At 39.8% G+C, this 14353-nt stretch carries 11 protein-coding genes and 1 pseudogene; all 12 read right to left on the minus strand.

Annotated features, from left to right (window positions below):
- Nucleotides 1–120: 120 nt before the first annotated feature.
- A complete protein-coding gene (pnp, locus tag ACMX9J_RS11680) occupies nucleotides 121–2247 on the minus strand; it encodes a polyribonucleotide nucleotidyltransferase (protein WP_014458473.1) in 2127 nt (708 codons plus the stop codon).
- A 168-nt stretch (nucleotides 2248–2415) separates the two neighbouring features.
- On the minus strand, nucleotides 2416–2685 hold the full coding sequence (gene rpsO / locus ACMX9J_RS11685; RefSeq protein ID WP_013058831.1) for a 30S ribosomal protein S15: 270 nt from the start codon (nucleotides 2683–2685) through the stop codon (nucleotides 2416–2418).
- Between the two features lie 149 nt (nucleotides 2686–2834).
- On the minus strand, nucleotides 2835–3791 hold the full coding sequence (gene ribF, locus ACMX9J_RS11690) for a bifunctional riboflavin kinase/FAD synthetase (protein WP_416225821.1): 957 nt from the start codon (nucleotides 3789–3791) through the stop codon (nucleotides 2835–2837).
- A gap of 28 nt (nucleotides 3792–3819) precedes the next feature.
- Nucleotides 3820–4737, minus strand: a complete 918-nt coding sequence (truB, locus tag ACMX9J_RS11695) for a tRNA pseudouridine(55) synthase TruB (RefSeq protein WP_033579797.1) — start codon at nucleotides 4735–4737, stop codon at nucleotides 3820–3822.
- A 92-nt stretch (nucleotides 4738–4829) separates the two neighbouring features.
- A complete protein-coding gene (gene rbfA, locus ACMX9J_RS11700; RefSeq protein ID WP_013058834.1) occupies nucleotides 4830–5195 on the minus strand; it encodes a 30S ribosome-binding factor RbfA in 366 nt (121 codons plus the stop codon).
- 14 nt (nucleotides 5196–5209) lie between these two features.
- Nucleotides 5210–5488, minus strand: coding sequence for a DUF503 domain-containing protein (locus ACMX9J_RS11705; RefSeq protein ID WP_013058835.1), 279 nt, complete (start codon nucleotides 5486–5488; stop codon nucleotides 5210–5212).
- A pseudogene (gene infB / locus ACMX9J_RS11710) lies at nucleotides 5485–7353 on the minus strand (translation initiation factor IF-2); the annotation flags it as partial. The pseudogene infB and the gene ACMX9J_RS11705, both read right to left, overlap by 4 nt.
- A 22-nt stretch (nucleotides 7354–7375) precedes the next feature.
- Nucleotides 7376–7675, minus strand: coding sequence for a YlxQ family RNA-binding protein (locus ACMX9J_RS11715; RefSeq protein ID WP_028411400.1), 300 nt, complete (start codon nucleotides 7673–7675; stop codon nucleotides 7376–7378).
- On the minus strand, nucleotides 7675–7956 hold the full coding sequence (gene rnpM, locus ACMX9J_RS11720) for an RNase P modulator RnpM (RefSeq protein ID WP_013058838.1): 282 nt from the start codon (nucleotides 7954–7956) through the stop codon (nucleotides 7675–7677). Before rnpM ends, ACMX9J_RS11715 begins: the two co-directional genes overlap by 1 nt.
- 13 nt (nucleotides 7957–7969) lie before the next feature.
- Nucleotides 7970–9082, minus strand: coding sequence for a transcription termination factor NusA (gene nusA, locus ACMX9J_RS11725; RefSeq protein WP_028411401.1), 1113 nt, complete (start codon nucleotides 9080–9082; stop codon nucleotides 7970–7972).
- 37 nt (nucleotides 9083–9119) lie between these two features.
- Nucleotides 9120–9590, minus strand: coding sequence for a ribosome maturation factor RimP (rimP, locus tag ACMX9J_RS11730; RefSeq protein ID WP_028411402.1), 471 nt, complete (start codon nucleotides 9588–9590; stop codon nucleotides 9120–9122).
- A 364-nt stretch (nucleotides 9591–9954) separates the two neighbouring features.
- Entirely contained in the window at nucleotides 9955–14265 is a 4311-nt protein-coding gene (locus ACMX9J_RS11735) for a PolC-type DNA polymerase III (RefSeq protein ID WP_028411403.1), read from the minus strand.
- Nucleotides 14266–14353 lie beyond the last annotated feature (88 nt).

Genomic DNA, 14353 nt, shown 5'->3' on the forward strand with positions numbered 1-14353 from the left:
TAAAATATGTATAAAGAGGACAAGGTAGAACAAACATCTACAAACGATAAAATCGCCCTACACATGGATTTTCTTCATGTATGGACGATTTCACAATATCTATATAGTAGTAAAAGAAGATTATTTTGTTTCTTTTGCTTTTTCTTCTTTTTCTTTTTGTTCTTTTAAAATTGCTTTACGAGATAAGTTAACGCGACCTTGTTTATCAATTTCCATGACTTTAACTAAAAGCTCGTCACCAATCGCTACAACGTCTTCTACTTTTCCAATACGCTCTTCTGCAAGCTCTGAAATATGAACAAGCCCATCTTTTCCGCTGAAGATTTCTACAAATGCACCGAATTTTTCAATTCGTTTTACTTTTCCTAAGTACATTTGGCCGACTTCAACTTCGCGTACAAGATCTTCAATGATTTTCTTCGCTTTTTCATTCATCGGCTGATCAATAGAAGAAATGAAGATTGTACCATCTTGTTCGATATCAATTTTAACGCCTGTTTCTTCGATGATTTTATTGATTTGCTTGCCGCTTGGTCCAATAACATCACGAATTTTATCAGGGTTAATCGCCATTGTAAGGATCTTAGGCGCATATTGAGAAAGCTCTTGACGAGGCGTAGCAATCGTTGACATCATATGATTTAAGATTTGCATACGGCCTTTTTTTGCTTGTTGAAGGGCTTCGTCTAAAATTTCACGAGATAACCCGTCAATTTTAATATCCATTTGAAGCGCAGTTACGCCATTTTCGGTACCTGCTACTTTAAAGTCCATGTCTCCTAGGTGATCTTCCATTCCTTGAATGTCCGTTAGAATCGAGTAGTGTTCACCTGATTTGATCAGACCCATTGCAATCCCTGCTACAGGTGCTTTAATTGGAACCCCAGCATCCATCATTGCAAGCGTACTTGCACAAATACTTGCTTGTGAAGTAGAACCGTTTGACTCTAATACTTCAGATACAAGACGAATTGTATAAGGGAAATCTTTTTCATTTGGAATAACCGGCTCAAGTGCACGTTCACCTAGCGCACCATGTCCAATTTCACGACGACCCGGTCCGCGCATCGGTCTAGTTTCACCAACACTAAATGAAGGGAAGTTGTAGTGATGCATGAAGCGTTTAGATTCTTCTACACTTAAACCATCTAAAATTTGCACATCGCCAAGTGCACCTAATGTACAGATGCTAAGCGCTTGAGTTTGTCCACGCGTAAATAATCCAGATCCGTGTGTACGTGGAAGCAAGTTTGTTTCAGAAGAAAGTGGACGAATTTCGTCAATACTACGGCCATCAGGACGTACTTTTTCTTCTGTGATCAAGCGACGCACTTCACTTTTAACAAGCTTCGACAAAATTTCATTCACTTGATTTAGTACTTCTTCTTCTACATCTTGCTCTTCAAATTTTGCAGCTACAGCGCTTTTCACTTCTTTAATCGCATTTTCGCGCGCATGCTTTTCTTGAACTTGAACAGCACGGTTCATGTCACCTTCTGCAATTTCGCGAACTTGACGCTCAAGGTCAGCATCAACAGTATAAAGCTCAACTTCAACTTTTTCTTTGCCTACTGCTGCTACAATTTCTTCTTGGAACGCAATTAATTTTTTAATTTGCTCGTGTCCAAACATAATTGCTTCTAACATTACTTCTTCCGGTACTTCATCAGCGCCTGCTTCAACCATGTTGATCGCGTCTTTTGTACCAGCAACCGTCAGATGAATATCGCTTTTTTCAAGCTCATCTACCGTTGGGTTTACAACAAATTCATTGTCTACACGGCCTACAATTACGCCTGCAATAGGACCTTCAAATGGAATATCAGATACTGATAATGCTAATGAAGAACCAAACATTGCTGCGATTTCTGAAGAACAGTTTTGGTCTACGCTCATTACAACGCTGACAACTTGAACTTCGTTTCGGAAACCATCTGCGAATAAAGGACGAATCGGACGGTCGATTAAACGGCTAGCCAAGATTGCTTTTTCACTTGGTCTGCCTTCACGCTTAATGAATCCACCTGGGATTTTACCGACTGCATATAAACGCTCTTCATAGTTTACTGTTAACGGGAAGAAATCTACATTTTTAGGCTCTTTTGAAGCCGTTGCTGTACTTAATACAACTGTGTCTCCATAGCGGATTAATGCTGCGCCATTTGCTTGTTTTGCCAACTGGCCAACTTCAACTTCTAGCTTTCGTCCAGCTAGATCTACAGAGAACACTCGTTTTTCTTGTTCCATATCGACGAGTACCCCTCTCTACATATAAAATATGTATGTAATCAAATGTGATAGTTTTATTATAAACGAAATATCCAAAAACAATAGCTTTTTTCACATTATGTAGCATCTTTAATGTTTCTTAAATGTACATACTAAAAAAGCGGGAATGCTCCCGCTTTCTTCTTATTATCGACGTAAACCAAGTTTGTTGATTAACTCACGATAACGAGTAACGTCTTTGTTACGTAGGTAGTTAAGTAAGTTACGACGTCGACCTACCATTTTTAAAAGACCACGACGTGAATGGTGATCCTTTTTATGAGTACGTAAGTGACCGTTTAGATTGTTAATTTGCTCTGTTAGGACAGCGATTTGAACTTCTGGAGAACCAGTGTCGTTCGCATGAGTTTTGTACTCACTAATGATTTCATTTTTACGCTCTTGTGTGATAGCCATCCTATTCACCTCCTTATTATTAAACCCCAGTTACCGAGCAAAACGTTGGTGAATCGTAATGCCAAGCAATGGTTGTTTTACATACAAGTGTTATGTTACTACTTATTAGAACAAAAAGCAAGTCGTAGCAGCTATTTATATATATTTTTTTATTTCTTGTTTTTTTGAATTCCTTCAAAATAAGCAAGGGCTTCTTCCTTGTCCTTTGAGATCTGACCGACAAGCTCTTCGATGCCGCTGAACTTTTTTTCTGAGCGAATCATTCGGTGCCATTTCACCGTTACGTGCTGATCGTAGATTTGCTCGTCAAATGATAATAAGTGAACTTCGATTGTTGGCTTTTCTAAATTATCGTGAAAAGTCGGCTTGTAGCCCACGTTGCACACTCCTGCATACCACTTACCGTGGAGCTGAAGCTCAACAGCATACACGCCGATGCGTGGAAGTAAATACTCCTCGTCTAAAGCGATGTTAGCAGTAGGAAAACCTATTTGCCTGCCTCGCTTTTCTCCATGAGTCACTGTACCTGACACTTCATAATAGCGGCCAAGCAGCTCTTTTACTCGATGCATATCTCCATTTGCTAAACTTTCGCGAATAAGCGTTGAACTAATTTTTTCTTCGCCATTTGTTAACTTATCAATTGTTGTTTGCGTGAATTTTGATCGAGAATGAAATGGTAGTATTTCCATTGTTCCTTTACCTAACTTTCCATACGTATAGTCAAATCCAGCTACCACATGCTGTACATTCAGTCCAATAATATACTGATCAACAAACTCTTGAGGCAATAGTGCTGCAAACTGTTTATCAAAATGAACGATATATAAAAAGTCAATTCCCATTTCCTCAATGAGTTTCTTTTTTTCTTGAAGCGGTGTGATCATATCAATGTGCTGCACATTGCGCCCGAGCACCACAGAAGGGTGAGGAGTAAACGTCATCACAGCACTAGCTATGCCTTTTTCATCGGCTAACTGTTTTGCTGAATTTATCACTTGCTGATGCCCTAAATGCACACCATCAAAATAACCAAGCGCTAACACTGATTGTTGAACAGCTTCTCGTTGAAAGTGGTGTGGATGTCGAATTTCAATCGTTTCCAAAACACAGTTCACCTTTTCCCTAACCGGTCTAGTCGATTGCCAACACTTTAACCGGCTTCATTAAATGTTTTTTTGTTGGGTGCTGAGCATAAATTGCTAAGCACTTGCCTGCAGAATTTATCATTAAAAAGAAGGGTTCTTTTTTTAACTCTTCATCTTCCGTACACGGCAATACCGCGCCATTTTTCACTTTCTCTGCTAATGTATCACTAATTTGAAGTTTCGGCAAATGATTAAGAGCTTCTTCGATCGAATGTAGTTTCTCATTGATCGTTTCTTCTTCTACCGCCCGTTCAATATCTTCAAATGTCACACAATCTTCGAGTGAAAACTGCCCGGAACCCGTTCGCTGCAAATACGACATATGAGATGGATAGCCAAGAGCTTCTCCAATCATCACAGCAAGCGTTCGCACATATGTACCTTTGCTGCACGTTACGCGGAATTTGAAGGAAATTTGTTCTCCCTCAAATGTAGCGCGATCATCCAGCAGTTCAAAGTTATAGATATGAATGGTTCTAACTGGGCGCTCTACTTCGATTCCTTGCCTTGCATATTCATATAGTTTTTTACCTTTGACCTTTACCGCTGAATACATTGGAGGGACTTGCTGAAGTTCTCCTGTCATCGAAGACAGCACTTCTTCGATTTGAGCACGTGAAAAAGAATCCGCTACTTTCTTTTCTTCTACAACCTCTCCGGAAGAATCTTCTGTTGTTGTAGAAAACCCGAGTGTAACTTCCCCTTCATAGGTTTTAGTAGCTCCTGTTAGATATTCTACAATCTTGGTAGCTCTACCGATACAAATAGGCAATACTCCTGTAACGTCTGGGTCTAATGTGCCTGTATGCCCTACTTTTTTAGTGCGAAGCAGCTTTCGGACTTTAAACACACAGTCGTGCGAAGTCAGGCCAGCTGGTTTATGTAAAACTAAAACACCGTCCACTCATTCTTCATCTCCTTTTCATTTAAAAAAGGGTGTCTCAGAAGCAAAAACCACTTTTGAGACACCCTTTTTTGTTTCTACATTCACTGATCTTATTCGTTCTCTTGATGGTCATCGCTTTCTTTTTTTATTTCATGAAGCAATGATTCAATTCGATTACCATAATCAATTGATTCATCAAACTCAAACGTAATTTCAGGTGTTTTACGTAAGCGAATGCGCTGACCGATTTCTGAGCGGATAAATCCCTTTGCTTTCGCAAGGCCTTTTAACGTATTCTCACGCTGTTCAGCATCTCCTAAAACAGAGATATAAACTTTCGCTTGCTGTAAATCGCCTGATACTTGAACATCTGTTACAGTCACAAAACCGATGCGCGGATCCTTGATTTTACGATTTAAAATCTCGCCCATCTCTTTTTTCATTTGTTCTCCGACTCTAGTTGCTCTTATGTTCATCTGTGTCACCCCTTTTATAACCAATCAAAAGTTGTAATGGTACGTTCAATCTCTGGAAAAGAATCAATCAAGCTTAGCGCTTTTTGCAGTTCTTGTTCCGTTGTGACACGGCTAGATGAGACTGCGACAATGCTAATTTTTGTTCGTTGCCACACATCTTGAAAATCAGTTTCTGAAACCGATACGTTAAACCGCTGCTTCAAGCGCATCAAGATGCGCTGAAGCACGGCACGTTTTTCTTTAAGAGAAGCAGCATCGTAAATTAAGCATTCACACTCCACTAGTCCAATCATTTAGGATCAATTTGCTCCATTACATATGCTTCAATAATATCTCCTTCTTTAATATCATTGAAGTTTTTAATTGTAATACCACACTCATATCCTTGAGCGACTTCTTTTGCATCGTCTTTAAAGCGTTTTAGCACATCTACTTCACCTTCAAAGATAACAATTCCGTCACGGATTAAACGAATTCCACTGTTACGCGTAATTTTACCGTCTGTTACGTAACTTCCTGCGATTGTACCAACTTTTGATACTTTGAATGTTTGACGTACTTCCACTTGACCGATGATTTTTTCAGCAAACTCAGGGTCAAGCATTCCTTTCATCGCAGATTCAATTTCTTCAATTACTTTATAAATAATGCGGTGAAGACGAATATCTACGTTTTCTACGTCAGCTGTACGTTTTGCTCCAGCATCTGGACGCACGTTAAAGCCGATAACGATTGCGTTAGAAGCAGTTGCAAGAATGATATCAGATTCTGTAATTGCGCCTACACCCGTATGGATAATACGAACATTTACACCCTCTACATCAATCTTTTGAAGAGCAGCAGCCAATGCTTCTACAGAACCTTGTACGTCTGCTTTTACGATAAGGTTTAAGTCTTTCATTTCACCTTGTTTAATTTTTTCAAATAAATCATCTAAGCTTACGCGAGATTTTTCACCGCGCTGTTGTTCAAGCTGCTTTTGAGCACGAGCTTCTCCGATTTGACGAGCTGTTTTCTCATCTTCAAATACTAAGAAACGATCTCCAGCTAATGGAACTTCGTTTAAGCCAGTAATCTCAACCGGAGTAGATGGTCCTACTTCCTTCACACGGCGGCCGATATCATTTACCATTGCGCGAACGCGGCCAAACGTATTTCCGACTACGATTGGATCACCTACGCGTAGTGTACCAGTTTGAACAAGAAGCGTTGCTACAGACCCACGGCCTTTATCTAGCTGTGCTTCTACAACTGTACCTGCTGCACGACGGTTAGGATTTGCTTTTAACTCTTCTACTTCACTTACAAGTAAAATCATTTCAAGTAATTGATCGATCCCTTCACCTGAAATGGCTGAAAGCTTACAGAAGATTGTTTCTCCGCCCCACTCTTCAGCTACAAGGCCGTGCTCCATTAGTTCTTGCATAACGCGATCTGGATTTGCTGCTTCTTTATCCATTTTGTTAACCGCAACAATAATTGGCACTTCTGCCGCTTTTGCATGGTTAATCGCTTCAATTGTTTGAGGCATTACACCATCGTCTGCTGCAACAACAAGGATTGTAATATCCGTTACTTGCGCACCGCGAGCACGCATTGTTGTAAATGCAGCATGCCCTGGTGTATCAAGGAATGTAATTTTCTTTTCATCAACCACAACTTGATAAGCACCGATATGCTGCGTGATACCGCCTGCTTCTGCAGCCGTTACTTTTGTGTTACGGATAGAGTCAAGAAGCGTCGTTTTACCGTGGTCAACGTGACCCATGATTGTAACAACTGGAGGACGCACTTGAAGGTCTTTTTCGTCGTCAATAATTTCTAATGATTCAAAAGCAGTGTCATCTACTACTACTTCTTCTTCAACTTCTACACCGTATTCTCCGGCAATTAGTTCGATAGAATCTTTATCTAACTCTTGGTTAATTGTTGCCATTACACCAAGCATAAATAATTTTTTAATAATTTCAGAAGGCTCTTTGCCTAATTCTTTTGCTAACTCAGAAACCGTTAAGCTTCCGACAAACGTTACTTTTTCCGGTAACTCTTTTGCAGCTGCTGGAGCTGGTCTACCTTTTGGTGCCTGTGACTTTTGTGCCTGTGGCTTTTTGTTACCTTTATTGTTTCCTTTGTTAGCTGTTGATTTTGTATTTTTATTCAATACTTTCACCCCCATAAAATTAACCGAGCATCGTTGCTAGCTTTTTAGCAAATCCCTCGTCCATAACGGCTACCACAACTCGAGCATCTTTACCAATCGCTTGACCTAGCGTGTAGCGATCGGGAACCATTCTAACCGAAACGTTGTAGTAAGAACATTTATCCGTTACTTTTTTCTTTGTGTTTTCAGACGCATCGCTTGCTAAAAGTACTAACTTTGCTTTTTGTTTCCGAACTTCTCTAACCACAAGTTCTTCTCCAGAAATCAATTTGCGTGCACGGTTTGCAAGCCCTAAAAAAGAGATCCACTGTTCATTCATTAGCGTGACTGTTTCTCCTTTTCTACAAGCGCTAGCAACTCTTCATAAACCGCTTCATCTATTGACGCGCCTAAATGTGTCGAAAGCACATTTTTCTTTTTTGCCAATAAAATTGCTTCTTTATCCTTGCTTACATAAGCTCCGCGCCCGGACTTTTTACCCGTTACATCAACTGAAACGTCGCCTTCTTTTGAACGTACAACGCGTACTAGCTCTTTTTTAGGCTTCATTTCTCCAGTGGCCACACATTTTCGCATCGGGACTTTTTTACGATTGTTCACCTTGGCTCACCTCTTATTCCATATCTTCATCTGAATCAAATGCATGTTGACTTACTAGCATATCATCGCTGCTTTTTACAACCATACCTTCTTGCTCAGCTTCTGATTGACTTTTAATATCAATTTTCCAGCCTGTCAGCTTAGCGGCTAGACGTGCATTTTGTCCACGCTTACCAATTGCAAGTGACAGCTGATAGTCAGGAACGATAACAGTTGTTGCTTTTTCATTTTCATCTACAATCACATCTACTACCTTAGATGGACTTAGGGCATTGGCAACAAATTCAACTGGGTCATTTGACCAGCGAACGATGTCAATTTTTTCACCTTTTAGTTCATTCACAACAGCCTGTACGCGCTGACCTTTTGGCCCAACACAAGAGCCGACCGGATCTACTTCAGCATACTCAGAATGAACAGAGATTTTTGAACGGTCTCCAGCTTCGCGAGCTACTGATTTTAATTCAACTGTACCGTCATAGATTTCCGGAACTTCTTTTTCGAAAAGACGTTTTAAAAGACCTGGATGCGTACGTGAAACATAGATTTGTGGTCCTTTTGTTGTTTTTTCTACTTTCGTAATATACACTTTAATACGATCATGAGGTTTATACTGCTCATTTGGCATTTGCTCGCTTTGAGGAAGCAATGCTTCAATTTTGCCAAGGCTCACGTAAATGAAGCGAGAATCTTGACGCTGAACAATACCTGTCATAATATCTTCTTCACGATCGCTGAACTCTGAGTAGATAACGCCGCGCTCCGCCTCACGAACACGCTGTGTAACAACTTGTTTTGCTGTTTGAGCCGCGATGCGTCCAAAGTCTTTTGGCGTTACTTCGATTTCAACCACATCGTCTAGCTGGAAGTTAGGGTTGATTGTTTGTGCTTCTTCAACCGAAATTTCTAGACGTGGATCATATACTTCATCAACCACATCTTTGCGAGCAAACACGCGCATTGAACCTCTTTCTAAATTTAAATCAACGCGTACGTTTTGCGCTTGGTTAAAGTTGCGTTTGTAAGCAGAAATTAGCGCTGCTTCAATTGCTTCAATAATTACATCTTTGCTAATGCCTTTCTCTTTTTCAAGAATGACTAAGGCATCAAATAACTCACTGCTCATCGTTGGATAATCCCCCTTTAATATTGGCCCCTACACATTAAAATACAATCGCTAATCGAGCAAAAGCGACTTTGTCATATGGTAAAATCACCGTTTTTGTGCGTGTTTTGATACGAATAGATAATGTGACAGTTTCTCCGTCAAATGATTGTAATTCGCCTTCAAATTCTTTTGCACCTTCAATTGGTTCATATGTTTTTATGTATACATGCTTACCAATTGCACGTTCAAAATCTTTATCTTTTTTTAATGGGCGTTCCGCACCAGGCGATGATACTTCTAAAAAATAGTTATGAGGGATTGGATCTACTGCATCCATTTTCTCACTCAATTTTTCACTTACTGCTCCGCAGTCTTCGATATCCACGCCGGTATCAGAGTCGATAAACACACGTAAAAACCAATCTTTTCCTTCTTTTACGTATTCAATTTCAACAAGCTCTAAATTCATTTCCTCTAAGATAGGGGAAACCATTTCTTCCACTGTTTGTTTTACATTTTTACTCATTCTAATCCTCCCTTCGAGACATTGCATGGTATGTTTAGGTTACGCGTTTTTTATGTCTCTTATATCAAAAAAGAGTGGTTTATTTGCTATTTTTATTTTGCACTCTATAAGAGGTCTAACCTACTAGAGTGGAAATGTTGTCATTTGTGTTGCAGGATTTTAAACGTCACATAATAAATCAATCATGGTGATTGAAAATCTACAGAAAAAACGAATCATGCTAGAAGCCGATTCGTTCTCCATACTACTTACTATGACAGTAAGTTCATATCAATAAGAAAGAGCGGGTTTCCCCACTCTTTCTCGTCCGTATCCTTAGCATTTCCACAATTACTATATCATAACCGCTTATTTTATGCAAATGTTAGAAAAGAGAAAGCTGGTTCTGATCAGGTAATGATTCAAGGCATCCATGGTTGTCTAGATACTCTAAAATCGTCTTCGATACTTTGCCTCGCTGCTGCAAGTCTTCTTTCGATAAAAACTCTCCCGTTTCACGAGCTTTTACAATGTTCAGCGCTGCATTTGTGCCAAGACCAGGAATGGCATTAAACGGTGGAATTAAAGATGTGCCGTCAATTAAAAATTCGTCTGCGCTCGATTCATATAAATCTACTTTTTTAAATGAATAGCCTCGTTCGCACATTTCCAAAGAAAGCTCAAGCACCGTTAATAAGTTTTTCTCTTTAGGAGATGCATCTAAACCTTTGGCATTGATTTCTTCCATCTTCGCTCGAATGGCAGTTGATCCTTTAATCATCGTATCAATATCAAAGTCATCTGCACGAACCGTAAAGTATGCTGCGTAATAAAGAAGCGCGTGGTGCACTTTGAAATAAGCAATACGCACGGCCATCAATACATAAGCAGCCGCATGGGCTTTAGGGAACATATACTTAATCTTTTTACAAGAATCAATATACCAGTCCGGAACACCATTTTTAATCATTTCTTCTTCAAATTCAGGTGTTAGCCCTTTCCCTTTACGCACAGACTCCATAATTTTAAAAGCAAGTGAAGGTTCAAGACCTTGATAAATTAGATAAACCATGATGTCATCACGACAGCCGATTACTTCACTTAAGTTGCAAATATCATTGCGAATTAGCTCCTGCGCATTACCAAGCCATACGTCCGTCCCGTGCGACAGTCCCGAGATTTGAACAAGTTCTGAAAACGTCGTTGGCTTCGTATCTTCTAACATTTGACGCACAAAGCGCGTTCCAAATTCAGGTATGCCAAGCGTTCCTGTTTTACACATAATTTGTTCTTCTGTTACGCCAAGTGATTCCGTTCCACTAAAAATTTTCATCACTTCAGGATCATCCGTCGGAATTGTTTTTGGATCAATTCCACTTAAATCTTGAAGCATGCGAATCACGGTCGGATCATCGTGTCCGAGTATATCAAGTTTTAATAAATTATCATGAATCGAATGGAAGTCAAAATGAGTTGTTCTCCATTCGGAATTACGGTCGTCAGCTGGAAACTGGATGGGTGAAAAATCGAAAATATCCATATAGTCCGGTACAACAATAATTCCTCCTGGATGCTGACCAGTTGTACGTTTTACGCCCGTACATCCTGCTACTAAACGATCCACTTCTGCGTTTCGTAAATGTAAATCACGGTCACCAGCATAGCCTTTTACATAGCCATAAGCTGTTTTTTCGGCAACTGTACCGATTGTTCCCGCACGGTATACATTATCTTCTCCAAACAGTACTTTTGTATAGTTATGAGCTCGCGGCTGATACTCTCCGGAGAAGTTCAAATCGATATCGGGAACCTTGTCTCCCTTGAATCCTAAGAACGTTTCAAACGGAATATCGTGTCCATCTTTAATAAACGGTACGCCACAATCGTCGCAGCTTTTGTCCGGCAGATCGAATCCAGAACCTACGGAACCGTCATTAAAAAACTCGGATTTCTTACATTTTGGACACACATAATGCGGCGGCAGTGGGTTTACTTCTGTAATTTCCGTCATCGTCGCAACAAATGAAGACCCTACGGAACCACGTGAACCAACTAAGTAACCATCATTTAATGATTTTTTAACGAGTTTATGCGAGATCAAGTAAATAACGGCAAACCCGTGGCCGATAATACTTTTCAACTCTTTCTCTAGACGAGCTTCTACTACTTCAGGCAGCTCTTCACCGTAGATGCTGCGTGCCATCGCATAACTCATTTCACGCATTTCTTCGTCCGCACCTTCAATTTTCGGCGTATATAAATCATCTTTAATTGGTTTAATATCATCGATCATATCGGCTATTTTTTGCGTATTATGAACAACAATTTCTTTCGCTTTGTCCCCATCTAAAAATGAAAAACAATTCAGCATCTCATCCGTTGATCTAAAGTGAACATCCGGCAGCTGATGACGGTTTAAAGGATTAGCCCCGCCTTGTGAACCAATTAAAATTTTTCGGTAAATTTTGTCTTCCGGATTGAGATAGTGAACATTTCCTGTTGCTACAACCGGCTTTCCAATCTTTTCACCAAGCTTCACAATATTGCTAATAATATCTTTTAAGGCTTTCTCATCTCGCACTAAATCTAGTTCAATTAAGTGCTTGTAGTTGTCAGGAGGCTGTACTTCGATGTAATCATAAAATTCAGCTACTCCTTCTACTTCATCAATTCCTTTTTGCATCATGCCTTCGAATACTTCGCCTCGGTCACATGCGGTTCCAATCAAGATGCCTTCTCGATATTTGTCGAGCTGAGATCTTGGAATTCGCGGAACTCGATAAAAGTAATTTAAATGAGAAATCGAAACAAGTTTAAATAGATTTTTTAATCCTACGTCGGTTTGTGCTAAAAGAGTCGCATGATAAGGACGGGCCCGCTGATAGGCATTCCCTTCTCCCATATAATCATTTAAGCGATCATGCATTGTAATTTCCCGTTCAAATGCATCTTTCAGCATTTTATTTAACAAATAGCCAGTTGTTTCCGCATCATAAATCGCGCGGTGATGCTGCACAAGTTCAATATCAAACTTTTTAGCAAGAGTATTCAAACGATGGTTTTTCATATGCGGATACAAAAATCTTCCGAGTTCAAGCGTATCAATAACGCCGTTAGCTGCTTTTTCTAAACCGATTTTTTGCAGTCCCATATTTAAAAATCCCATATCAAAGCTTGCATTATGAGCGACTAAAATACTGTCACCCATCCACTCGTGAAAATCACGAAGTACTTCTGAGATTTCAGGCGCATTTTGGACCATATCATCTGTAATACCCGTCAGCTCAATTGTTGTTGCAGACAGAGGATGATGAGGATTTGCAAACCGTTCAAATCGATCGATGATTTCTCCTTCTTTCATCTTCACGGCAGCAAGTTCAATAATGGTATCGTATACGGCTGACAAACCGGTTGTTTCGACGTCAAATACTACGTAAGTTGCTTCTGTTAAATCCACATGCTTCGGATTATAGGCAATCGGCACGCCGTCGTCTACTAAATTAACTTCCACTCCGTACAGTATTTTAATGCCGTTCTTTTTCCCGGCTCCATATGCTTCAGGAAACGACTGTGCAACCGCATGATCAGTTATCGCTACAGCCGGATGTCCCCATTTTTTAGCTTGTCCGACTAAAGCTCCAACAGATGAAACGGCATCCATTTGACTCATTGGCGTATGCAAGTGAAGCTCCACACGCTTTTCATCTTCAGGCGCTGTATCTTGTCTAGCAGGACCGGTAATCTCGTTGACATCATTTCCAATCATAACTAAATCACGGACAAATGTATCATTTTGTACACTTCCGCGAACCTTTACCCACATTCCTTTTTTAATCGCTTGAAGTAAAGGAATATCTTCTTTGTCACGTGAAAACATTTTAACCATAATAGAGTTTGTATAATCTGTCACTTTAAAAATAAGAAGCGTACGTCCGCTTCGTAATTCTCTAGTTTCTGCATCAAATACGTATCCTTCAACGGCAATTCGCTTTTCTTCATCCACAATGGAGTCTAGGCGAACCGTCTCGTCTTTAATCGTATATCCAATTGTAAGCGGACCTTTTGGTAGGTCTGGTCCATCACTTTTTTCATTTTCTTTATTTTGCATTTCTGTGATGGCTTGTAATACTTTTTCTGTATCTTCTTGTTTTCGTTGCTCTACAAACTGCTGAAATGCTTCTTCTGAATGTACAACTTCCGTCATTAGCTGAAGGTTCGGAAAGCCATAGGACGCATACTGATCAGCAATTAACTGACTGTACTTTTTACGTAAAGCCGTTCCTTCTGCATCATGTCGTGCGTTCACAATCAATTTGGCACCGTTCAATCTCGGCATTTGATCTTGTAAAAGCGACTGTAAAAGCGGGGATATTCCCTGCATTTCTCCAATACAATGCTTCCAATATGACTGTACATGCTCTTCCGTACATTCTTTATTAACGGTTTGAATAGAAAAAGAAACACTCGCAATATGAGAAAAAGCTGAAGACATGCGAGCATGGAATAACTCATAGATCTCAAAAGGTAATAACCCTTCTAAAGAAAAATGAAAATGCCATTTTTTTTGTTCTTTCTGAATGACGAGCTTTTCAATCGCTGCGTTTTCAAAATAAGGAACAATTTGATCACTCGTCAGCTCTAACTGCTGCAGCAGCAACTTAAAACGCTCTTTTTTTCCTAGCGTTTGTGCTTCCAAGTTTTCTGCCTCCTTTTATAAATGAGTGCAATCTATTTTAACATAAATGACTTCTATTCTGTCATATGTTCTGTTTATAAACATAAAA

This window comes from Priestia sp. RMT2NF4, assembly GCF_047872835.1.
Taxonomy (GTDB): Bacteria; Bacillota; Bacilli; order Bacillales; family Bacillaceae_H; genus Priestia; species Priestia zanthoxyli.

Bases quoted from the DNA above. Each gene is read 5' to 3' on its own strand.
- pnp (WP_014458473.1), bottom strand. From the start codon at position 2,247: ATGGAACAAGAAAAACGAGTGTTCTCTGTAGATCTAGCTGGACGAAAG.
- rimP (WP_028411402.1), bottom strand. From the start codon at position 9,590: ATGAGTAAAAATGTAAAACAAACAGTGGAAGAAATGGTTTCCCCTATC.
- rpsO (WP_013058831.1), bottom strand. From the start codon at position 2,685: ATGGCTATCACACAAGAGCGTAAAAATGAAATCATTAGTGAGTACAAA.
- ACMX9J_RS11705 (WP_013058835.1), bottom strand. From the start codon at position 5,488: ATGATTGGACTAGTGGAGTGTGAATGCTTAATTTACGATGCTGCTTCT.
- ACMX9J_RS11715 (WP_028411400.1), bottom strand. From the start codon at position 7,675: ATGAATGAACAGTGGATCTCTTTTTTAGGGCTTGCAAACCGTGCACGC.
- rbfA (WP_013058834.1), bottom strand. From the start codon at position 5,195: ATGAACATAAGAGCAACTAGAGTCGGAGAACAAATGAAAAAAGAGATG.
- nusA (WP_028411401.1), bottom strand. From the start codon at position 9,082: ATGAGCAGTGAGTTATTTGATGCCTTAGTCATTCTTGAAAAAGAGAAA.